This window comes from Paenibacillus silvestris, assembly GCF_009882985.1.
Lineage (GTDB): Bacteria > Bacillota > Bacilli > Paenibacillales > NBRC-103111 > Paenibacillus_E > Paenibacillus_E silvestris.
Map to the genome: position 1 here is coordinate 234009 of NZ_WTUZ01000020.1, position 24247 is coordinate 258255.

Annotated in this window: 16 protein-coding genes; 1 reads left to right on the forward strand and 15 read right to left on the reverse strand. The window is 49.0% G+C overall.

What is annotated here, in order from left to right; translation table 11 throughout:
- Positions 1–284: 284 nt before the first annotated feature.
- The 11 genes from GQF01_RS16455 to GQF01_RS16505 all read right to left on the reverse strand — a co-directional run bounded on the left by GQF01_RS16455 (position 285) and on the right by GQF01_RS16505 (position 18032).
- Positions 285–1787 (reverse strand): four-carbon acid sugar kinase family protein, encoded by a 1503-nt coding sequence (locus GQF01_RS16455; RefSeq protein WP_161407829.1) that lies wholly within the window; start codon positions 1785–1787, stop codon positions 285–287.
- 6 nt (positions 1788–1793) lie between these two features.
- Positions 1794–3053, reverse strand: a complete 1260-nt coding sequence (locus tag GQF01_RS16460) for a ribulose-bisphosphate carboxylase large subunit family protein (protein WP_161407830.1) — start codon at positions 3051–3053, stop codon at positions 1794–1796.
- Positions 3054–3087: 34 nt separating this feature from the next.
- Positions 3088–3768: an aspartate/glutamate racemase family protein gene (locus GQF01_RS16465; protein ID WP_161407831.1), complete on the reverse strand. Its 681-nt coding sequence runs from the start codon at positions 3766–3768 to the stop codon at positions 3088–3090.
- Between the two features lie 62 nt (positions 3769–3830).
- Positions 3831–5555, reverse strand: coding sequence for a glycoside hydrolase family protein (locus GQF01_RS16470; RefSeq protein ID WP_161407832.1), 1725 nt, complete (start codon positions 5553–5555; stop codon positions 3831–3833).
- A gap of 13 nt (positions 5556–5568) precedes the next feature.
- Positions 5569–7137, reverse strand: coding sequence for a response regulator transcription factor (locus tag GQF01_RS16475; RefSeq protein ID WP_161407833.1), 1569 nt, complete (start codon positions 7135–7137; stop codon positions 5569–5571).
- Between the two features lie 37 nt (positions 7138–7174).
- The gene (locus GQF01_RS16480) at positions 7175–7993 is read right to left on the reverse strand and encodes a carbohydrate ABC transporter permease (RefSeq protein ID WP_161407834.1); all 819 of its coding nucleotides are present in this window, start codon (positions 7991–7993) and stop codon (positions 7175–7177) included.
- Positions 7993–8862 (reverse strand): carbohydrate ABC transporter permease, encoded by an 870-nt coding sequence (locus GQF01_RS16485; RefSeq protein ID WP_161407835.1) that lies wholly within the window; start codon positions 8860–8862, stop codon positions 7993–7995. Before GQF01_RS16485 ends, GQF01_RS16480 begins: the two co-directional genes overlap by 1 nt.
- A 71-nt stretch (positions 8863–8933) precedes the next feature.
- Complete coding sequence (locus GQF01_RS16490) at positions 8934–10295, reverse strand: ABC transporter substrate-binding protein (protein WP_161407836.1); 1362 nt, start codon at positions 10293–10295, stop codon at positions 8934–8936.
- A 111-nt stretch (positions 10296–10406) separates the two neighbouring features.
- Positions 10407–12221, reverse strand: coding sequence for a sensor histidine kinase (locus tag GQF01_RS16495; RefSeq protein WP_161407837.1), 1815 nt, complete (start codon positions 12219–12221; stop codon positions 10407–10409).
- A gap of 108 nt (positions 12222–12329) precedes the next feature.
- Positions 12330–14936: a glycoside hydrolase family 78 protein gene (locus GQF01_RS16500; RefSeq protein ID WP_161407838.1), complete on the reverse strand. Its 2607-nt coding sequence runs from the start codon at positions 14934–14936 to the stop codon at positions 12330–12332.
- A 15-nt stretch (positions 14937–14951) separates the two neighbouring features.
- Positions 14952–18032 (reverse strand): glycoside hydrolase family 2 TIM barrel-domain containing protein, encoded by a 3081-nt coding sequence (locus tag GQF01_RS16505; RefSeq protein ID WP_161407839.1) that lies wholly within the window; start codon positions 18030–18032, stop codon positions 14952–14954.
- Positions 18033–18207: 175 nt separating this feature from the next.
- On the opposite strand from GQF01_RS16505, the gene GQF01_RS16510 reads away from it, so the two are divergent.
- Positions 18208–19110 carry an aldo/keto reductase gene (locus GQF01_RS16510; RefSeq protein WP_161407840.1) on the forward strand — a complete coding sequence of 301 codons (903 nt, stop codon included), beginning with the start codon at positions 18208–18210 and terminating at the stop codon, positions 19108–19110.
- Positions 19111–19557: 447 nt separating this feature from the next.
- Here GQF01_RS16510 and GQF01_RS16515 read toward each other — a convergent pair whose 3' ends face one another.
- The 4 genes from GQF01_RS16515 to GQF01_RS16530 all read right to left on the reverse strand — a co-directional run bounded on the left by GQF01_RS16515 (position 19558) and on the right by GQF01_RS16530 (position 24214).
- The gene (locus GQF01_RS16515) at positions 19558–20601 is read right to left on the reverse strand and encodes a response regulator transcription factor (RefSeq protein WP_161407841.1); all 1044 of its coding nucleotides are present in this window, start codon (positions 20599–20601) and stop codon (positions 19558–19560) included.
- Entirely contained in the window at positions 20598–22370 is a 1773-nt protein-coding gene (locus GQF01_RS16520; protein WP_161407842.1) for a sensor histidine kinase, read from the reverse strand. Before GQF01_RS16520 ends, GQF01_RS16515 begins: the two co-directional genes overlap by 4 nt.
- 99 nt (positions 22371–22469) lie before the next feature.
- Positions 22470–23267 carry a carbohydrate ABC transporter permease gene (locus GQF01_RS16525; protein ID WP_161407843.1) on the reverse strand — a complete coding sequence of 266 codons (798 nt, stop codon included), beginning with the start codon at positions 23265–23267 and terminating at the stop codon, positions 22470–22472.
- Between the two features lie 92 nt (positions 23268–23359).
- Positions 23360–24214, reverse strand: a complete 855-nt coding sequence (locus tag GQF01_RS16530) for an ABC transporter permease (protein WP_161407844.1) — start codon at positions 24212–24214, stop codon at positions 23360–23362.
- Between the last annotated feature and the right edge of the window lie 33 nt (positions 24215–24247).

Sequence of the window (24247 nt, forward strand, 5' to 3'; positions counted from 1 at the left end):
TTTGGTGAAATATATAGGTAAACAGTTGACGGGGATCTAAAACAAATGAATAGGCATCATGCTACCGCCGAAAATCATGTAAAACATACAGTAAGATTAACCCTTTTTACGAATTCTGACTCTATTCATGTAAAACATACATCAAATTTAGGGATCTGGCCCCGTTATAGGCACTCATCCATACTTTTGATGTAGAAAATGCATGATTATTAGTAAAAACCGCTTCTTACCGTAAATTTACTGTACTTTTTGCATCATCTTATCGTCCTACTGGTGAAAATCAACTAACAGGGGTCAGCCCCATATTTGTAACCAGCGACCCGCTCGAAAAAATCCACTCCACCAACCTGTCCGCCCTTGAGCACAAGCTCCAGACCGTCAAACGGAGGCTCATTCGCATAAGCCCGGCAAAGCGGTCCACCCGGGTCCAGCACAGAAATGCACTCTAACGCGTACACACCAAGCTCTCTCGTCACATACCCCGAGGTATCTCCTCCCGCTATCAAAACACGTGAAATACCGAGTTGGCTAACGAGCTCTTTTGTCAGCTCTCCCAGCGCATTGCCAAGCAGACGGCTGCTGTCTTCAGATCTAATCCCCTGAGCAGACATTACCTCTCGCATCCGTCCAATGCTTTCATCGTTTGGCCCCGTGGCCGAGTAAACAATGACGCTCCTGCCGCTCGTCAGCCATTGCCGCGCTTCTCGCAGTAAAGCAGCCTTTGCCGCTTCCCGCGTTCCAGGGCTAAGCAGCTCTTCCATTGGAACGCGAATGCCCACAAAACCGGCTCTTAGGGCTTGCCCGATCTGACCTTCCGTTACAGGCGAGCAGCTGCCTGAAACGACTAAGAGTGGCCCAGTCTGCGAAGCCCCAGCTTGTAAATCTCCTATATGGTCTTCAGCTTTCGCTTCTGCCTCTGCTTCCGTATCCGCACTCCCCGCATCTTTCCGCCAAACAGCTCCGAGTGCGTACTCTACGCCCGAAGATCCAATGACGAATAACCCATCATGCTCATCTGCTTCTTCCCAAATCATTCTTCCCGCCGCTTCCAATCGCTGCTCATCCAAGACGTCAAACAGCAGCAGATCCGGCTGCTCTTGACGAATAATCGTCTCTAAGCGCTCCCGCACCTCCGCATACGAACCCTCTAACGCCTTTATATCCAGCAACGATGACTTCATCGCAGTCTGCTGTGCCAGATGCCTCCGTAGATCCGCCTCCGCCATAGGCGTAACCGGATGCTGGGACATCGTCGGATGACGATCGAGCCGATGTACGGTTCCTCCAGCTCCGCCGGCCGCGAAATGGTTGCCGAACAGCGTATATCGGCCCAAATACGGGACTCCGACAAGCAGCGGAATGTACCGGCCGCCGAATACCTCGCGTCCGATTTCTGCCGCTTTGCCGATGCTGCCTGTGCCGGGTGAGGAATCGAAGGTCGAGCATATTTTATAATGCACGACTGCGGCCCCAGCCGCTTTAAGCGTCATAAAAATCGGACGCAGTTCCCGCTCCATCTCCTCGGGAGTTAAGGACCGGCCCACACCGGCAACGCCAAAGCAGTCGACGTCTTGAAACTGCTCCTGCAGCAGCTCAGGCGTCGGGGGCTCCAGAAACAGGACCGTTTTGAGTCCTGCCTGAAACAGCGATTCCAGCACGTCCGTAGAACCTGTGAAATCATCGCCGTAATAACAGAGCGGCCTCCTGGAGGCTCGCTTATTATGCTTTGCGGTTGGTCCAGAGGCTTGCCCCAAGGCAGGTTCAAGCTCTTTAGGGGTGTCATCCATCCACCTTCACCCCTTCCCGTATTTCTCGATCGCCCGCTGCAGAGAAGGATGCTGCGCCGCATAAACGTCCAGCGGTATTCCCTGAACCGCTGCTTCCCAGCCAAGCTTCATGCTCTCAAAGCCGGCAGCTGGGCCATCCGGATGAGCCAGCATGCCCCCACCGGCCAAATGCATCACATCTACCGTCCCTGTTGCGGCATAGGTAGCTGGAGCTGTCCCCGCCCACTGGGCGGAGGAAACGACAGGCATCGTTTGGTAGCCGCCGAGCAGTGGTGCCGTGCAAGCAGCAATGGATCGAACCACCGACTCGTTGGTCTCATAGAACTTACTATTTAAACCATTAACGTGCAGATGATCTGCCCCAGCTAATCGGCAAAGCTTCTGATAAGCCGTAAATTCAATTCCGAGCAGCGGCGAACGCGTCAGCATACCCCATTGATTGCGATGCCCATGAATGGGAACTTCGCTGAATTGATTCAAATACGTCAGCCCGGATAGTCCGATGCTGAGTATGCTGACCATCACGCAAGTGCCGCCCGCTTTGACAACCAGGTCATGGTTCTGGCGCAGTTCATCATGATCCCCTGTGATGTTAAAAGCATACATCAGCTTCTTGCCCGTAGCATCCGCAGCTCGCTCGACTGCCGCCATGACAGCCTTCACTTTGTCAGCTAATGGCGCATATGGCGGATTCGCATTCAATTCGTCGTCTTTGATGAAGTCCATACCCGCTCTCGCCAGCTTCTCCACCAGAGCCGACAATTCGCCCATCGATAACCCTACGCTGGGCTTCACAATCGTCCCAAGGATCGGCCGATCATACACACCCGTCAGCTTCCGCGTCCCCTCTATCCCGAATTTCGGTCCAGGGTACCGCAGCGTGAATGCTTCCGGCAGCTCCAAATCCAAGAGTCTAAGTCCTGACAATTCCTGAAGCTCATATAAATTGCCCGCAACAGCAGACATTAAATTCGGTATAGACGGTCCGAAATTATGAAGAGGAAACGATACCGTCACTCGTCCACGACGGTATTTGCCGTCATGACCCGGCGGTGTCTTCGCTCCCGGCAGAGAGGGAGTATCCGTATCCTCCAAGGGTTCGATACGCTCCACTCTTGCGCCATGCCGCTCTTTCACGGCATCCGTCTCTCCAGGGACAGCTGTGAACGTCCCCGTGGACTGCTCGCCAGCGATGGATGCGGCAGCCCTCTCCAACGAATACGCCGTTTCCACCAGATAGACGGCTGTTACACGATCTTGCTCCATATGGTTACTCTCCTTTCTCTATGCCACCCGCGCCTTAAGAGCCTGTCTTCGTTTCTTTGACTGCATCAAGAATAGCCTTCACATGCTCTACGCCGGATCTTGGGGACGAAAGCACAGGCTTGCCTGTCGCCTCTGCCAACGCCTGCTCCATGCGTGCCATGGAGCCTTGCGCCAGTACCAGTACATCGGCGGCATCTGTGGCCCGTTTTGCCGTTTCCAACAATAAACGGTCATGCTCCTCCGGCTTGCCGCTGATCAAAGCATCAAAGGCACCTTCCGCGAGCCCGCTCACAAGCTGCACCTCTTTGCCAGCTTCCTCTGCCTTACGCTGAATGAGCCGCAACGTTGGCTCCAAGGTAGATGGCAGCGTTGCCAGCACAGCAATACGCGCATAGCCGGCTACCGCTTTGGCAGCCATCCATTCATCGATTCTGACAATGGGGATGCCAATGGTCCCTACCGCCTCATCCGCCACATCACCTACGGAGGAGCATGTGTTCAGGATCACATCCGCACCGAGTTCTTCCGCGTGCCGATAATACTGCACCAAATGACGGGACACAACTTCTGGAATATGCCCCGCACGCACAACATCGCCAATCAGACTGTCATCGATAATATTCACGAGCCGGATATCCGGCAGCATCTCTTGAAATACCTTTTTCAAAGGATCAGCCAAGCCCTGACCTGTATAAATCGCTACAACGGTTTGCATCGAACTCCTCCTAGTCGCTTTCACTGCGAAAGCGGAATGTGTTTCTTCCTCTATTCTTACACTTACCAGACAAATTCCTTATCCAATCGACGATACTCCCCAGCCTTCATCGGAGCCTCCTCAAACACCTGACGCCCGCTGTACAAAGGTTTCTTCGTGCCTTTCGGCGTGATGTTGACAACATCATCCCCGCGCCACTCCGTCTCAAAGGTTTGACCTACCGCATTCTCCAACGTTTTGCGGAAGCTTAGCGGGAAGGTCACCGTAATTTTCTCACCTGCAACGGCAGAGCCAAGCAAGAGGAAGTGCTTGTTCACCCAACTGCTCGCTTCGCTGCCTTTACCTTCGATCACTTCCCCATTACGTTCGCGTACAAACTTGATTTTCGTGAAACCAGCCCACTCTGGGATTCGGATCTGCAGACGTGGAATATCTGTGTGAATATCGAGCACGACTTTACCCTCATGAGGCAGGTAGGAGCTGACATCCAGCCATTTGGAGCCGCGGTTCAAAAGGAAATTGACGCTGATCGCCCCTTTTTTCTCCGTGATCGTGTTACTCCAGCCCATGAAGAGCCCTCGTGTTCCTGAGCCTAAGCAGCAAATCTGCAAATCATTCGTATGACCGCGTCCTTCATTCACATCACAAACGAAATCATTAGGCGCCGAATAGCCTGCAAAAGAGCCCCGTGTCCGCTCCGCTACTTTATAGAAGCTTTTGTTCGCCGGAATGTCAGCCGATTTATCGTCAGCTTCCTCTACCCAATCCAGATCCAGCAGCTGTGACTCCGCCAGATGGTTGCGCAAGAATCGTTCCACGGTTCCCCAATATTCCACATAGCCGCTTTGTGCCAAGGTAATGCCCGTCGCGATTAAATCAACCAAGGAGCATGTTTCATGCTCATAAGCTTGCTCGTGCAGATCGCCTGGCGTCCAGCCGAAGTTCGTACATTTGGTCAGCGCCCAGTCGTAGGATTTCTTGACCCATGCAAGCATCGCCGCATCGCCTGTGAAGACACCGAACCTCGCAATAGCGTCAAGCGTGCCAATCCGCGTGTGGAAATGTCCGCTCCGATAAGCAAGCGAGTCGTTGAAGCTGCCATCTGGATTGAATACACCGCTGCGCTCCATAATTAATGCCGTAAAAAATTGACATAGTTCAAAAGCGTCCTGATTGCCCGTCAGCTCATGATATTTCAGCAAAGGCATGACCAATCGGCCGCAGAAGGCTGCCGGATCGGGCGCCAAACGCAGCTGAATCGCGTTGCTCGACGGCCAGCCGGTTTCTTTGTATTCCGAAGCCGGATAATACCAGACATCGCGCTCTTTAATCGCGATCCGCTTGAGTGCCGCCACGTGGCGGTCGGCTGCTTCTTTGACCTTCGGGTCCCCTGTTTCCATGAACCAAGTCGTCAAAGATAAAATAACCGCCCGTTGATCAATCAGGTTTGCATTTGGCTCCCAATTGCGAGTTGGATTAATCTGTCTGTAGCTCATCCCGTCTTCTTTGAAAAAAGACAGCAGATTCGCACGGTAACGCTCCTCGACCTCTTTGCCAAACTCTTCTCCCGACATATGGCGAGCAAGAATCAATCCATCGATCATACGTCCGTGTGAGGAACCATAGTCCCAGTCCCCGTGCGTCATGAAGGCAGGCTTGTGCATCAAATCTGCAGCAAAAAACGGAATATAGTTATGGTCGCGATCCGCCATGCCGATCATGGCATTGATGGCGTGTGCGGCGCGTTCTTCAAGCATAAGCGTATCGGGAATTAATGGTTTTGACATACCTGTTCTCTCCTTATTGGTCCGCTTGACCGATGGCTTTGCGGTATTCACCGATGGTCATGCCGATTTTTCTTTTGAAAATTTGGCTGAAATACCGGTAATCCTCATAACCCACCTTTTGCGCGACTTCATAGTTTTTGTATTTCGATTTATTCATGAGCTCTTTGGCCTTATGCAGACGGATATCGGTTAAATAATCGACGAAGTTCTTCCCGGTCATCTTTTTGAAAATCCGACTTAAATAGTCAGCATTTAAATAATAGCTGCTGGCGATTTGATGCAAGGAGAGAGACTGATCGTAATTGCTCTCCATCCATTTTTTCAGCTCACTCACGACCTTCTCTCCCTGTTTTTCCCCGGATTGCCCGTAGAAACAGAGCACAGCAGGCAGCAAGTCCTCTTTGAAAATCTTTTTCATGGCCTCCACATCATGGCGTTGGTGAATCAGCTCTGAGTACATCAGCGTGTTTTTGCCGCAAACTTCCTCTAGACGGACATCTTTCGCCTGAAGCTGCTTCTCCACCGCATGCAGGAGTAAATCTGCGCTCCACTGCAAATGCCCCACTGTCGTATCGTCGCTTACGAATGCCGCAAACAAGCGCTCAAATTCTTGTTCCACAGCCATCTTATTGCCGGATTGGAGCACCCATAAGAACGAGTTCTCTTTGTCCTGCGGATAAATACCAGATAAATGCACTGCATTGTTCTCTGCAGAAAGCAAAGCGTTCATCGCTGACAGCCGTTTTCCGGCTAAAGCCTTCTTCGCTTCGTTATACGCCTCGCCTAGCTTAGCAGCCTCTAGCTTCCTAGTGCTCATACCGAAGCTGAAGCTAACACTTCCAGCCTGCTTTAAGGCAGCAAGCACACTTGTGTGCACCCGGCCGAAATCCTTGGGCTCCAGCCGAGCTCCACAGAGGGCAATCGCAATCTCTCGGCTGCTATCCTGCAACGTCGTGAGCTCGTATTCCCATCGTCCCCCGAAAAGGAAGGGCTTCATGCGGCTTAATTGCTCATGAATAGCTGGCAGCAGACGAGCATGATCGCAATGCTCTTGAAAGGTATCCGTGTGGCCGAGCATCAGCGCGTATTCACCAGCTTGCCAGTTGGAAGGAACGGAGACTTCCTCCCCTTCTTCGGCATGCAGCAGCAGTTGCCGCAGCCAATCCTCCCCTTGGACGCGGGATGCTTTGCGCTTCTCCGCTTCGCGCCCATCGAGCTCCATGAGCGCCTTTTCTACGACCGCAGCAAGCTCTTCCTTTTTCACCGGCTTGAGCAAATAGTCAAAGGCTTTGTGGCGAATGGCTTCCTTCGTATATTCGAAATCCGAATACCCGCTAATCACAATCGTCAGCAAGTCCGGCAGTTCTCGGCACAACAGGCCAAGCAGCTGCTTACCATCGAGGCCAGGCATTCGCATATCCAGGAAGAGCAGGTCCGGCTTTTTGTCCAAAGCCATTTCATAGCCTTCTCCCCCGTCACTTGCTTCGCCAACAAGCTCCAAGCCCCATTCGTTCCAGGAAATAGACTGAATTAATCCTCTTCGTATCCACTTTTCATCGTCTACAATGATGACTCTCCGCATTTCCTGTACCTCCTCAAAGCTTTAGATTTCGTTTAACTCAGCCTTTCATAGAACCTGCCGTCAGTCCGTCAATAATGTACCTTTGCAGCAGTAAGTAAATGATTAGAATTGGTGAAATTACAAGCACCATGAAGGCAAAAACAACGCCCCAATTCGTGCTGTACATCGTTACAAAATTAAAGATTTGCAGGACAATCGTCCACTTCGTACTGTCTGTCATTAGATAGAAAGGTCCGAAGAAATCGTTCCAAACTGAAACCATGACGACAATGGATACGGTTACAAGCACCGTAAGCAGCAGCGGTAGAATCATCTGCCAATACAATCGGAAATAGCCGCAGCCTTCCAGCAGAGCCGCTTCATCCAACTCTCTCGGAATCGACTTCATGAAGCCCACGAGCAAAAACACAGCAAAAGGCAGCAGCACCGCCGTATAATACATAATCAGACTGAAATACGTCCCTTTAATATGAAGATCACCCAGCAGCTTAATTGTAGGCACAATGGAGACCGGAACAATCAGCCCCATAATGAACATGTAATAAGCTCCTTGCAGAAAGCGATCGTCTCTTCGCTGAATGATGAAGGCAGCCATCGAGGCAAACAAATTCACACAGACGACAACTAAGACGGAAATGAGAATACTATTTTTGAAACCACGCCAAATGTTTGCCTGCTGAAAGACTTCTTTATAATTGGTAAAATGCCATTCGGAAGGCAGCGATAAGCCGAATAGCGCCGATTCCCGGATACCTTTGAACGAATTGACCAGAATCATCAGAAAGGGAATCAGAATCAGACAGGCCAAGCCAATAGCGACGATTTCCAGAATCCAGAGTGTCCACTTTTTTCTCATCACATCTCGACCTCTCTCTTCTTCATCGCTATCAGTACGGGAACCCCAACAATGGTGACTAGAACGAATAAAACAACGTTAACCGCCGTCGCGTAACCGAATAAACCTGTGCTGAACATACCGCGAATATAGGTATAAAATACTTCTGTGGTATAACCTGGTCCACCTTCTGTGAGCACCATGACCATTTCGAACACCTTCATGGAGCCGATCATGGAGAGAAGGACGTTGACGGTAAGTGCCGGAGCTAACAGTGGGAATATGATGGAGCGAAAACGCTGCCAATATTGCGCCCCGTCCATGGATGAACTCTCAATTAGATCCTTCGGAATAAACTGCAGACCAGCCAGATACACGACCATCGAGAATCCGGCAACACGCCACAGGTCCGTCACAATAATTGAGAACAAGGCATACTTAGGATCATTCAACCAGTCTTGCATCATAAAATGAAGCCCGACCTTATCGAGTACGGTGTTCACAATGCCATGCTCAGGATGATAAATCGCTCGGAAAATATAGCCTATTACAATCGGCGCAATCACGTAAGGCAGAAAGAAGATCATGCGCAGCAGATTTCGCAGTTTAAGTGCTTCATTCAAAATTAAGGCTAACCCTAGTCCCAAAAAGTTCTGCATCAAAGTCACAACTGCCGCAAAAATCAACGTATTAATCAAAGCCGTTTTCAACCGGGGTTCTTTGAACAACTCGATATAGTTATCAAGCCCATTGAAGCGAATCTGCTCCGCATTAATATTCCAGTCCGTAAAGCTGTAATAAAACCCAATGATCGTTGGGGTGATGAAAAACAATAGAAATACGGCGAGAGCCGGGAATGAAAAATAAAGCGGGTATTTCATCTTTCCCATCTCGTCTCCCCTCCTTCATGTTAAAGTGTTCCGGCCGGAAGCAAGTTCCGACCGGACAGTCTTAGATCCGCTTATTTGAAGCCATCAAGCAGCTTGGCTTTGCCGTCTTTCTCATAGTTCGCAGAGAATTCTTTGAGCGCTTTGTCGACATCTCCGTCGATGAAGAACGTTTGCAATGTTTTTTGGAAATCAGCGAACGTTGGTGTCAGACGATTCTGCACGTTGATTTTCGCTTTATTCGCATCAATCAGATCCTTGACCGTTTGCTGCACAGGGTACAAGCTGCTCTTAGCGCCTTGGAAAATCGGGATGCCTGGGCTTGTTTGGTAGTACAGATCCACCATCTCCGGCGAAATCATAAATTTGACCAACTCAGCAGCCACATCAGCATTTTTCGCTTTCGTCGGGATCATCAATTGGTTCGGCGGCGTAATCATCGCTGTACCTGCATCCGCTGCGGAAGGGAATGGGAAGAAGCCAATTTTGCTCGTCACGAACTCTTTCCCGAATTTCTTCTCCAATTGCGGAATAATGCCGTCTAGCATGAAGGCCATACCGACTTTGCCTTCACCCATCAAATTTTGCAGCTCATCGAATGTGCCTGCCAGCGGATTGGACTGGATCAGTCCAAGATCCTTCAATTCCTTTTGTTTCGCGAAAAGGTCTTTGAGTGCCGGAATATCAGCCAGTTTGAGTGCATTCTTCTCTAGATTTTGAACGCCTGCATCCCCGATAGCCGGGTCTACATTCGATACCCAACCTGTGAAGTAGAACACTTGCGGCGGCCAGCCGTCTTTGACTCCCTCATAGAAAGGCGTGACGCCTGCGGCCTTGATTTTCTTAGCGCCCTCGATCATATCCGCATAATTCTTGGGAGGTTGAATGCCCGCTTTGGTGAATACATCTTTGTTATAATAGATGCCCATCATGCCCGTAGCGCCGAAAGGGACACCATATATTTTCTTGTTCGCATCAGCTTGAAACTCTTTCATCGTCGGGATAATACGATCCCATACAGCCTGATCTCCTGACCACTCGCGAAGCGTTTCAGAGGCTCTCAGCTTGACGTACTGCTTAGGTCCTGGCTGCATGAGGAAGAGATCCGGGAAGTCACCTGTAGAAAAGCGTGTTTTCATCATGTTGTCGAAGTCCCCGCCAGGCAGCGCCTGCAATTCGACTTTATTGCCTGTTTTCGTTTCGAACTCTTTAAATATTTTATTAAAAGGCGTGGCATCCACCGTATTGGCGATCGCAAACGTCAGTGTGACAGGATCCTTCTTCGCTGGTGCTGGTGTTGATGCGGCTGTTGTAGCCCCAGGCGTTGCAGCTGCCGGTGTGCTGCTTCCCGAGTTACCGCCACTAGTTCCACAAGCTGTTAATGCCATAACTGCCGCAATGGATGCAGACAGTGTTACCGTTTTCATTTTCCTCATTTCTGTACCCCTCCTTTAATGTTGCTTACAGAATTGATTATATTGCAACCGCTTACTTGTACCCCATGCACGATAACGACTTTCTATGTTGAATATTCCTACATCCTGCTTTCAACCAAGTTGATGGGCTAGTTTCAAGGTCACTTCCGTCCCTATCCCTTTTCTGCTTTCAATGCTGAATTGAAATTGCTCGCCGTAACGAATCGTATACCTGGCATAGACATTCTGGACGCCAATACCGCCGCTTGCCGCAGACAGCTTATATTCCTCCTGATAGAGCGGTTGTCTGAGCGACGTCAGAATCTGCTCCAGTCGTTTCTCCGAAATGCCGACACCATCGTCTTTGACTTGAATATACGTCCATTCCCCTTCCCTCCAGGCCTTGAGATGAATCGTTCCTTTTCCTCTTTTGCGTTCAATCCCGTGGAAAACCGCGTTTTCAACGAGTGGCTGCAGGGTCATTTTTAACATTGGAAAATTGTACAGCTCATCTTCGATGTCTACGCGATAGTCAATCTTGCCCTCGAAACGAATACTCTGAATATTGATATACGCATCAATCTGCACGAGCTCTTCCTGCAGCGTGACGACTTCGTCGGTATTTTTCGTGTTATAGCGGAACATATCAGCCAAAGATTGCGCCATCTGGCCAACCTCCTCCACGTCGTGGTAATCGGCCATCGCTTTAATACTATCTAGCGTGTTGTACAGAAAATGCGGATTAATCTGGGAATAGAGCATGGCCAGCTCCATCTGCTGCAGCTTAATTTGATAGACATACTTGGTTTCAATCTGCTTCTGCAATTCATCCTGCATGGCGTTGAAATTCATCGCGATTCGGCCAATTTCATCTTTCCTCTTGATATCCACCCGCACGGAGAAATCACCACGTTTAATGTGATTAACGGTTTTGTATAGATCCAGAATCGGATTCGTAATACTTCTTCCGAATAACAGCGATAGAATCGCAGTCACTAGAAAAGCGACCAAAGCTGTCCAGATGGCTGTCGTTTTGATGGAATCGAGCGAGCTGAATATTTCCTTTTTGGGCATGATGAGCACGGTTTTCCAATTGGAATATTGGGATCGGGTATACGAAATAAGCATGGTCTGATCACCGCTGCCTGTCCAAAACTTACCGCCATCCCCTTTGATTTCGGATAACGCCTGCGCATCCATATCAGCTGCATGCCCGTCTGCCGAATCGAATATCGGATTATTAATATCATTTAATATCAGAAAACGGCTATTCTTTGTCAGGTCAGCACGCTGGCCAATCCCTTTAAATAGACCGTAATTATAGTCGGCGCGCACCACAATGAATCCAGTCGGATTCGAGAAATCGCGAATAAGCAGCGAGGTTGAGTAAGCTGTAGAACTCTCCTCCTGCCCGCTGACGGAAGGGGAGCTGAAGAAATTCACAAGCCCGTCTTTGGCAATGGTTTGCTTAAACCACTCGGCATTCAGCACCTGACTTGGGCTGCCGAAGGAGGTATTGTCGGAGGAATTGAGCAGCTCTCCATCGCTGTAATAGATCTGAAAACGGATAAAGTCAGGAATCGGCGTAATGTTAAAGCTTTTCAAAAACAGATCCCCAAGCTTCTGGCGAAATAGAAATTTATTCTGGCTATCCATTGTCGGATAAGCATTAATGTTGTCAATATATTCCTGATTGTAATAGGGAGCGAGGAGCAGATTTCTTTTATTATGAAAATCATTATCCATGTTAAACTCGATCTGCCGGACGATTTGCGAGCTCGCGGTTTCTACGCGTTCCGCCATAGAATTGTAGGAGATATAGAATGAAGCGGTTCCAATTAAAGCAATGCAGAAGAGAATAATGACAAAATAGCTCAATAGCAGCATCGTACGAATTCTCGGAAATAGGGTCTCTAGTTTCTTCCTTAAGCCTTCCACCCAACGCATCTTGATGACCCGCCTTTCTTTCTATGCGAAAACAGCCGGAGCCAGATGGAAGGCAGCACGAACGCTCACCCTCTATCCGATCCCGGTCTGTATCTTAGGAACTCGCTTTTAGTTTAGCATAGAAACACTTTCAAACACATAACTTCCTGAACCTACCTTGTGCTCCGATGCAGCTGGACCTGGCAATTGAATGGTTGCCGTTGTATTGGCAGGGACATCCACTTGCAGATGGAAATCTCCTTCTTCGGATAAACGCCACTCTACCGTAATGCAGCCGTAGAGAGATTCATAGCTTGCCTTCACCCAGTTCAAGTTCCCGCCCGGTTTCGGTCTTATGATGACATGCTGAAAGCCAGGCGCCGCAGGATCTGCTTCGATGCCAGCCATGTACCGGAACATCCACTCGCCAACGGAGCCAAGGGAATAGTGATTGAAGGAATTCATTGACGGTGTCTGAAAGCCCTGCTCCTCCGTCCAGCCATCCCAGCGCTCCCAGATCGTAGTTGCACCGTGTTTGATCGAATACATCCAGGATGGGAATGCTTCTTGCGTCAGAAGCTTATAGGCAACATCCAAGCTGCCATTGTCCGTCAGTGCTGGCAATAAGTAGCCTACGCCCAGGAATCCCGTTGATAAGCGGTCACCACGCCCCTGAATGTCCGCCACAAGACGTTCACGCGCCTGCCTGCTCTGCTCTTCCGTCAGCAGCCCGAACTGCAGCGCTAATACGTAAACCGTCTGTGTATCACCGTGAATACGACCATCCTCAGCGACAAAGGCCTTGCGAAACGCCGCAGCGATATCGCCAAATAAGGCTTGATAGTGGGCAGCTTCGTCTACTCTGCCCAATACATCAGCAATTTGCGCAAGCAGCTTCGTGCTGTAGGCGAAATAAGCTGTTGCGAGCACTTCGTTCGGCGTGTCAGCCCCGATGGACAGCCAATCCGCGTAATTGGCGTACCCCGGGCGCACCAGCTCGTCGGTGGTGTTTTTCAAATAATGCACCCACTTGACCATCGCCTCGTAGTGCGTCTCAAGGACACGGACGTCGCCGTACATCAGATAGATCGTCCATGGGATAATGACACCGGCATCTCCCCAACCCGAGTTGTCCGGGGCGAACCAGTTCAACCGGGTATTCCAGTTTTTATGGCGAATCCACCCCGCATCTGGAGCAACATCGGTAAAAGCGCCTGAAGGCTGCTGGCAATCCACCATGTCCCACACATATTTGCTGAAAAATCGGGAGACGTCCATATTGTAAGCCGCTGTACGGGCAAAAATCTGCGCATCCCCTGTCCAGCCAAGCCGCTCATCCCGCTGCGGACAATCCGTCGGCACGGACAGGAAGTTCCCGCGCTGCCCCCATGTAATGTTAGAATACAGCTGGTTCACCATCGCGTCGGATGTCTCCAGCTTCCCCGTAACAGGTGTATCGGAATGGACAACTTTCCCTGTTATCGTATCCAGATCAGGTTCCCCCGGATAGCCAATCAATTCCACATATCGGAAGCCGTGGAACGTAAAGTGAGGCTCGTAGCTTTCCAGTTCCTCACCTTTTAGAATATAGTGATCCTGCTGGCAGGCCTCTCGCAAGTTATCCACATATAGTGTGCCATCCGGATTCAGAATCTCGGCATGACTTAATGTTATCATCGTTCCACGCTCGCCTTGAACATTCACAGCCGTCCAACCGACCATGTTTTGGCCCATATCATAGATATACGTGCCAGCCGCTGTCTTCTTCATGCTGATCGGTTTCATCGTCTTGGTAATGCGGATCGGCGGCTCAATCGCTGCCACGAGAAGTCCGTTATATCCTGAGCGCACATCTGGCGCTTCCCACGCTGAGTCCGCATAACCCGGCTTGTTCCATCCGGTCAATTCCTCTCTTGCATCGTAGGCTTCCCCTTTGATCATATCGGAGTATTGAATCGGCCCTCTGGTCGTCGTCCACGAACGGTCCGTTATCACTCTTTCCTTCGTACCATCTTCGTAATCCAAGCTTACCTGCATGAGGAAAAACGGTCTCTCCCCGTAAACTTTATCACCGAGAAATCCCACAGTCCCCGCGTACCAGCCATCTCCTAAAATAACACCCAACGTGTTATCGCCTGTCTTCAGTTTGTCTGTCACATCGACCGCCTGAACCTGTACACGCGTATTATAATCCGTCCATCCCGGGGCAAAACGATCGCCAATCCGCTCGCCATTCACATACAAATCATAGACGCCAAGTGCTGTAGCATAAGCAATGGCCCGCTTCACCTTTTTCTTGACCTCGAACGACTTCCGGAAAAATGGAGATGGCTGCATAAGGGCTCCCTGCTCGGATTTGCGTCCGATCCACTGCGCCTTCCATTCGCCTCGCGACAATATGCCCATCATCCAGAACGCTGTCTCACTCCATGCCGTGACTGCACCCGCTCCGTCCCAGACGCGCACTTTCCAATAATAGGCCCCTTCCGATTGAAGCGGCTGACCTTCATATTGCACATGCGTCGATGCGTTCGAGCTCACCTTGCCGCTATCCCACACATCCGCTTGATCACTCTCTAGCTTTTCCCTAGTAGAAGCAACCATAATGTGATAAGCGCTCTGCACCACTCCTTGGCTATCCGCCTGTAATTGCCAGAAAAGCCGCGGCTTCCGGACATCAAGACCAATCGGATTCAGCATATATTCGGTTTTACAAAGTCCAACTCGTGTCGTCATTAGGTAACCCTCCATTTATGGTGTTGTTGAAAGTGAGACAGGTCTTATACGGATCGTAAAATTCATCGGCTCAGCTTTAATCAAATAAGTGTCAAGCGTAGGGGCATAGCCGCAGCTATGATTGCCTAGGCCGCTTTGTCTCGCGTCCAATTTGACAATGGTTTGATCGACTCTCGTCAAATGATGAACATGTTTGGTAGTCGTCATATCTTCCGTCGTGTAGTGATGAACACTGGTGTCAAAGGTCGACTCTCCCGTGAACAGCAGCCCCACTCCCTCTTGATTCACGAGGGATGACCACCGTACATCCGATTTATTGCCATTCTCCTGCGGCTTAATATACGGCACGAACTGATCCTGGACCGATCCGCTGTATACGCCCAGCTTACCGCTCTCCTTGCGATCCGCATAACACTCATGCGGCCCACGGCCATACCATGCCAACTGGTTGAAGCTGTCAGGCATCACAAGCTCCACCCCGAACCTAGGGAGCGGTGGAAGCTCCTCTCTCGGGTCCATTTGCACAGCCAATGTGACTTCACCATCAGCAGCGATGGCATAGACCACGCGGGAATCACAAACGATCTTCCCGCCTCGCGGCCCAACGACCGATTCTACCGTGATTCTGCAGCCTCCGTCTTCCGTCCTGTCAATCCCAACCTCGCGCACATCGGTGACAAGTCGGTTATAGCCAGCTTTCACCCACTCTTTGGCAAGGTGGACATCGTTATCAACCGGAGCCCGCCACAGTTGGAGTTTAGGGCCTGCCGTCAATAAGGAAACCCCTTGGTGCATCCACGTTGTCATTGCGCCTTGATCCCTATTGAACGTCATATAGAAATCTTGGCCTGTAAGCGTGATTTGGCGGGAGCTTTCTCGGATCGACAATGGGCTTGACTCCTGAACAGCCTGACGCGGATCATGGATCTCGGCGATCGTTAACACCGGGATATCAGCCCAGGCAATTTCATGACCCTTTTCCGCCCAAATGACCGAATCACGCAGCACAAAGCGGATGTGAAGCCAGTATTCACCCTTGTTCTTCAGCCCATGTACGTCGATGGGGATGTGGATATCCTCAGAACATCCAGCAGGGGTATGCAGCCTCGCAAGCTCCCCTTTCTCCACCATGACACCGTCTCGCCACAAGCTCCATGATCCCTTCAAATGGGATAAGGACACAAAGTCATATCTATTCTGTACGCTCAGTTTGCCTAAGGCGACATCTATAACCTCGATTTTCACCGGCTCAATTGCTTTCTTGTACTCTAACAAGGATGCTTTGATTGCACGATCCGGGAAAAGCAGCCCATCCAGGCAGAAATGGCCGCTGTGCGGTTCTTCCCCAAAATCGCCGCCGTACGCATACCAGGCTTCATCTTCTCCTGCTTGCTGCTTAATGCCTTGATCCGCCCATTCCCAGATAAGACCTCCAAGCAGACGAGGATACGTGTAGATCGCCTCCCAATACTCCTGCAGATTCCCCACGGAGTTACCCATGGCATGCCCGAATTCACACATGAGATATGGCCGCTTATCGTCCTTGCAGCCTTCTTCAATAACCGTTTCCACCGCAGGATACATGGAGCTGACCACATCTACAACAGGTGCATCGTAAGCACGTTCATAATGAATGGGGCGAGTCGGGTCGGCCTCCCTGATCCAAGCCGCCATGGCATCGTGATTGGCCCCATAACCGGATTCATTGCCAAGCGACCACATGATAATGGAAGGGTGATTTTTGTCCCTTTCAACCATCCGTTTCGCCCGCTGGATGAACGCCTCTTCCCACTCAGGCAGCTGCGCCAGATGCCCCTCATTCCCATAGAAATGAAACCCGTGCGTCTCAAGATCCGTTTCGTCAATGACATACAAACCAAATCGATCACACAACTCCAACCATCTGGTATCATTCGGATAATGCGATAATCGCACCGAATTGATATTGTGCTGCTTCATCAAAGTAATATCGCGCAGCATCGATTCCATCGTTGTCACATAACCCAGCTCAGGATCGAATTCGTTACGATTAACGCCCTTAATAATAATCGGGCTGCCATTAACCAGCAGTTGTCCCTCCTCAATTCTAATGTCCCTGAAACCGACGTGTATTTTTTTGACCTCTATCATTTGCTGCTTTTTATCGTACATCGTGAGTAATAACGTATATAAGTAAGGCGACTCCGCCGTCCATAGACGGGGTGACAGCACCTCTTGAACTAGCTCCGCTACGGGTTCATCCTGCCGCACATGAAGGTAGCGATCACAGACAATATGACGCTCCCCGTCCAACAAAGTCATCCGAAGTTGAAAGAAATCCGATTTCAAGAATGGCGCATCCGTTACGCCGGACAACTGGGCTCGAACCTCTAAGCTCGCTTTCCCATAACCCTCATGCAGACGAGTCCTGACTCTAGCGTCCCTCACCGATACTTGGGGGGAAGACAGCAAGTAAACGTCGCGGAAAATCCCGCTCATCCTCCATTTATCCTGGCTCTCTAAATAACTGCCATCGCACCATTGATAAACTCGCACGGCAATCACATTCTGTCCCTCACGCAAGTAAGGGCTTACATAAAATTCAGAATGAAAGTGACTCCCTTGGCTGTAGCCGACGAAGTGCCCATTTATCCAAACGTGAAAGGCTGAATCCACGCCTTCAAAAACAAGATGCACCCGCTGCTGCTTCTCTGTTTCATGGAAATGAAACTGGGTTCTGTAGCAGCCAACCGGATTCTGATTCGGCACATAAGGCGGATTGATCGGGAAAGGATATGGGCAGCTGCTGTAATGGGGTCTCCCATACCCATGTAACTGCCAGTTGGACGGGACCGGTATGGTTGGCCAATCGCTCGATTCAAAGCTTTCCATATAGAAATCAGCAGGCACTTCAGCCACGGATTCCCCATACTGAAAAGCCCATTCACCATTCAGCGACTGCACAAAGGGCGAACGTTCTCTCTCGTTCGCGAGAGCCCCCTCCCAATCGCCAAATGGCATCAAATCCGCATGCGGCAGCTCTGTATTTCTCTCTAAAATGCTTAGATTTTGCCAATCTGGAACGTGATCTCCAGGCATCATGTTATTCGCCTCCATCGTGTATCCTTCTCAGCATAGTCGACGAATAGCCATAGTGACTATTCAAAAATCCGACCACTTTTGTTATGAAAACCGTGCTAAAACAAGTCGGGATTTTCTACAGTCCGATGCGCCTTGTCTATGTGATAATAAATTGACAAGATCATCCGATTGGCTAGGGAGTGATAGCGATATGGAAAGACGTGAATATGGCGAGACCGGCATGCAAGTCAGCGCTCTGGGATTCGGAGCTGCAGAGATCGGTTTTATCGGTGCGGAAGTTAAGGAAATTGCCTATTTATTAGAAAGTGCGCTGGATGAAGGACTCAATTTGATCGATACAGGTGAATGTTATGGGGATAGTGAAACATTGATTGGCCAGGCCGTCAAACATCGCCGGAATGATTACTACTTGTTCACGAAGTGCGGCCATGGGAAAGTGGCTGGTTACGACCGGCCGGACTGGGAGCCTTCGCTGCTGGAAGAGACGATTGACCGGAGCCTCGCACGCTTACAAACAGATTACCTTGATGTAGTGCATCTGCATAACTGCTCGGAAGCCATTCTCCGTCAAGGCGATGTGATCGATGTCCTCCTTAGAGCCAAAGAAAAAGGAAAGATTCGATTCGCGGGATACAGCGGAGATCATGCTGCCGCCAAATATGCCGTTCAATGCGGAGCCTTTCAGTCCCTGCAAACCTCCGTCAGTATCGCCGACCAAGAAGCTATCGAGCTGACGCTGCCAGAAGCGGGCCGGCGAGGTATTGGCGTTGTTGCCAAACGCCCTATTGCAAACGCAGTATGGATCGCCCCTGAGAACATTGCGAATGATCGGCATCAAGAGTACTGGAGCAGGCTCCAGCAGCTGGATTACGACTTCCTGCAGGTGGGTTCCAGTGATGCGATCGGACATGCACTGCGCTTCACTTTATCCGTACCCGGTGTGCATACAGCTATTGTAGGTACGGCCAAACAGGGCAGATGGCAGCAAAATGCGCAGTGGCTTGCGCAGGGAAATCTGACAGCGGACGAGTATGCAGCTATTCGCTTGCGATGGAAAGAGCGGGCGCAGCCGGATTGGCGCGGATTGGGCTGAACGGGACGAGCGCAGAGCCCGGCATTGGCTGAAGCGTAGGGACGTGCATTGAGGCGGGAGCGCAGAGCCGGGCATTGGCTGTAGAGCGGCGGTCACTGACTCCGGCCCCTTTAAATTAGCGGGAAATTCTCCCGTTATTCTCTTCGTCTGATCGCCCTAAACCCAAATAACTGGAAATCCTCCTGTTATTCTCTACACATTAGCATCATTTACGTTTCTAGCGCAGGATTAGATGGAGTTTTTCCAGTTAAGTACCCTAATTCCTATTTTAGGGAACAATTAGCGGGAGGAATTCCCTTTAAATCATTGAGAGCATCACTGTTACCATGATTCCCATACGCAACAAAACCTCCATTTTCCACTTTCATAAGTGAATTTGGAGGTTTTTCTCTACTGCCGATGCGATCAGCGGTGGTATGAAACCTATGGAAACCCGCTACTGCACCGCTATGATTTCCACTTGCTTTGGCGATACTCTGTCGGGGTAAAGCCCATATGCCGTTTGAACATTTTGGAGAAATGAACATAATCCGAAAATCCAACAGCTGCGCTAACTTCATACACTTTGTTAGCTGATTCAGAGAGCTGCTTGGCAGCTTGGTCCATTCTCAAGCGGATCAGATACTGGCTGAACGGAACGCCAAGCTCTGTTTTAAACATATGGCTGAAATTGGCCGGCTTTACTTCAAGCTGTTGAGCAATTTTCGTTAACGTAAGATCAGGATCGCCATAATGCTTGTCCACATAGGCAATTCCCGCTTGGATCACCTTGCCGTATCCCCAGTTTCTAGTTCCTCGAATTGTCTTCATGGCGGCATATATATGACCGATGAATGTATCGAAGTGATGCGTCATCTTATCGAAACCTCGTGGAAACGGTAATTCTTGCCCCGCAGCAGAGCGGAATTCATCTTCCAACAAAGCGATGTAACCTGTAAGTTTTCTCTCCATGTCATAGGTAGACAGCTTGTTCTTCATAAGCTCATGCTGCAACGAGTTCAACTCTTTCTCAATCTCCAGTTCCCGAAGATTCCATAAATCGTTAGCCAGCTGCTTGGCACTTGTTTTGAAGGACCATAGCTGTTCCTTATTATCATGAACAATACGTGCTTTCTCTAGCTGCAACTTCTCCCGTAAAGCATTTAACGTTGGCAGCAGGAGATCTTCATTAATCGGCTTCAATAAATAATCCGCTGCACCAGCACGCAGAGCCTGCTGAGCGTATTCAAACTCCCCATAACCGGAAACTACGATAACCGCAGATGAAATGCCTTCCTGCTTCAGAGCCAACATGAAGGTCAATCCGTCCATCACAGGCATACGAATATCCGTAATAATGATGTCCGGCACGTGCAGTCTTGCCAGTTCCAGGGCCTGCTGCCCATCTTCTGCTTCCCCTACGATCTTGAATCCTTCGGCTTCTGACTCCATCAGAGCAATCAGCCCCATTCTTACGATCGGTTCATCTTCGGCAACGACGACGGTCATCATACAGATTGCTCCTTCCGATAAGGCATTCTAATCTCGACAATTGTGCCAAAGCTCTCTGAGGCTACGATGGAAAGGCCGTAAGGCTCACCGAACTCCAGTCTCAGCCTGCTGTGGACATTCCACATGCCGATCCCTCCAAATGGAGCGCTCGCTTGCAGCATTTGTTCCTCCGACATGAAGGAGAAGGCTTGGTTGTACGTCTCAGCCAGATCTGGCGGCATCCCCCTGCCTTTGTCGATAATCAGAAGTTTTATACCAGCATCATCGAAGCTAGCTCGGAGACCAATATACGTAGGTTTAATCGAATAGTCCTCATAGCCATGAATGAAGGCATTCTCCACAATTGGCTGTACAGTGAGACGAAGTGTATGAATTTCCCTCAAACAATTCAGGTCCAAATCTACATCAACTTCCAGGCTCTGATAGCGTTCCTTCTGAATGTGAATATAGTTGAACATGTGCTGAATCTCTTCAGCAAGGGATACCGTGTCCTCTGGATTATCGATGCTGTAACGGAATATATCAGACAACCATACCGTCATCTGACTAATCGGTTTCACCTTAGCAATGATGGCGTAGGCATTGATAACTCCCAGCGTGTTATACAGAAAATGAGGATTAATTCTCGCTTGAAGCATCTGCAGTTTAGATTCTCTTTGATGAATAGCCATTTCTTTTTCCTTCTGATGAGAAGTATGAATCATATGAATCAGCCGATTCAAATCTTCTAACATCAGATTAAACCCTCTGTTCAAACTTCCGATTTCATCCTTACGCAGCGGAGCGCGTATACTCAGATCGCCCATCTCCACTTTTTTCATTAAATTCATTAAGTGCGAGAGCGCACGCGTGATGGATAGCGAAAAGCTGAGGATAGTCACAAAGGCCAGAACGATGAGCAGTAAGACAAAACCTAGGGTTAGATTTCGAAAATAAATCAAATCCTCCATCAGTTCCCGCAGTGGAACTTCCGATACAATCGTTAACCCTGTTGATGCTGAGCGGTTGTACACGACAATGGATTTGCTTGCTCCTACTCCGTTCGTAAAATAAGGTGTCTTTATGTTTTCGAAGCGGCTCTTATACCTATCAGGCAGTAGCTGCTGCCACTTTTGCGAATCAGGATGGTACAAGTACTTATCGTCTGTGTTCACGATGGAGATAATCCCTGTTTTACCAAGTTGAGCTTGGTTAATAATGTCGGTCGTTCGGTTCAAGGATAAATCAATGATTAGATAACCTGCTGTTACATACGTTTCATTATCGATGATTCTTCGAAAGAGCGTAATAACCTCCGTACCGTCACCCGTCATACTGATGCCCAAAATCCGAAAATTATCCTTGGAGTTGTCAGCGAATTCTTTTCTATACATGTCTACACGATCTGAGAAAGCTATATTGCTATAATAAGGACCTTTAAGTGAAATAATGGACAGTCCATAAATATCATCTCGATTATATACCATGTTAGGAATGAGGTCTGCTCGGATACGAGAGCTTAAATCGTAATAGTCATATTGATTATTAGAGTCAATTTTGACAAACTGCTGTACGAGAGGATGGGCAAGCAAAGGGAGCGTTGCCTTCTTAATGTCAGAGAAATAGACATCAAGGTTATAATTAATTTGACGCATAAGCTGTTGATTATTGTTAATGGCATTATCCTCGATGGTTTCCATGGAACGGTCGTACCAGAACTTGCCAAGGATTAAAAACGGCAAACAGAAGAATCCGAAGAAGAGCAGAACCAGCTTTAACTTAATCGTCATCGTCTTGATTCGCATTCGCATTCCCCTTTTTCTTCCGTCTGTGCTTCTAAGTTGTCTACTATAAAAATAACTTATTTTACGAAATCAAGATACCCTTATCTATTCTTTGACCGAGCCCAGCATAGCGCCTTTAACGAAATGCTTTTGAAGAAGCGGATATACGATTAGAATCGGCAAGGTAGCGACCAGTACAATGCCCGCTTTCATCATTTCTGGCGTAAACTGCGTACTCATTTGGAAATCACTCATTCCGGTATTGGCACCATTGTCTACAATGAGATTACGCAGCAGAACCTGAAGTGGATACAAGTCTCGCGAACGAATGTAAATCGTAGCTGAGAAATAGGAATTCCATTGGCTGACCGTATGAAATAAGGTGATGGTAGCGAGTACGGGCATCGATAATGGCAATACAATGCGAGCGTAAATGCTCAGTTCCCCACAACCATCCATTTTGGCTGCTTCAAACAATTCCCCGGGAAGTGCTTTAAAAAAAGTACGAATGATAAGTACATAGAATGCGCTCATAGCCCCAGGAATAATAAGTGACCATAGCGAATTAATCATCCCCAGCTGCTTGACTAGCAAGTAACTCGGAATCAACGGTACAGGAAAAACGAACGTAACGACAATCAGCTTCATGATGATTTGCCGCCCTGGCATCATTGGCCTCGTAAGCGTGTAGGCTAAGAGCGAACAAAGCAGCAGCGTCACAAGCGTTCCGATGACAGTAATATAAATGCTTACTCCCATGGCTTTCCAAATCTCATCTAACGCAAAAATAGATCCATAGACATCAAACTGCATGCCTTTGGGCCAAAGCCCTACCAATTTGGCATTCGCATATTCTGGGAGGCTTAGCGACACCGCCAATAAATGAATTAAAGGCGCAATCATGCTCAAACTGGTTACAACTAAGACAGCTATATTTACAACTGAAAACCATTGAAAGGAACGAGCGATTCTCAGGTCAATCCCCTCCTGTTTGTCTAATAAACACTTTCACCCGTCGTCTTTTTGCTTAATGTGTTAACCAAAGTCAACAGGATCAAGCCAATTACTGATTTAAACACTCCGATAGCGGTGGAATAACTATACTGACTGTCTAGTAAACCAACTCTATAAATATACGTGTCAAATACTTCACCAACATCCCGCACAAGCGGATTTAGGAACATTAGCATTTGCTCAATATTGGCATCTAATAGATTCCCTACTCTAAGAAGCAGTAGAACAATGATTGCCGGCATAAGCGATGGCAGCGTAATCGACCATATTTGCCGAATCCGACTAGCTCCATCTACCGTAGCAGCCTCATACAAGCTCGGATTAATTCCGGCAAGCGCAGCCAAATAGATGATAGTTCCCCATCCAATTTCTTTCCAAATGCTAATAGATATTATCGTTCCAAGGAACGTTGTGGAATTCCCCAAAAAGTCAAAGGGCCCGAGGCCAAAATGATGAAGCAGCTGATTCATCCAGCCCTTAGCATCAAGAAGATTAGTAAAGATCCCGCCTACAATGACCCATGAAAGGAAATGCGGTAAATACAGCATCGTCTGAAGTGGACGTTTCAACCACATAGCCCGTAATTCGTTCAACAATAAGGCTAGAATCAATGGTGCGGGAAAACCAAATATAATGGAGTAAAGCCCGAGTTTTAATGAGTTGCGCATAATAATCCAGAAATCATCATATCGGAACAACGTCAGAAAATGATCCAGCCCCACCCATTTGCTGTGAGTAAACCCTTGAAATAGATTGTAATTCTGAAAAGCAATGATATTGCCAACCAGAGGGATGTATTTGAAAGTGAAAAAGTAGACTAAACCGGGGATTGCCATGAGAATAAGCACCCAGGATTCTTTGAGTCGGAT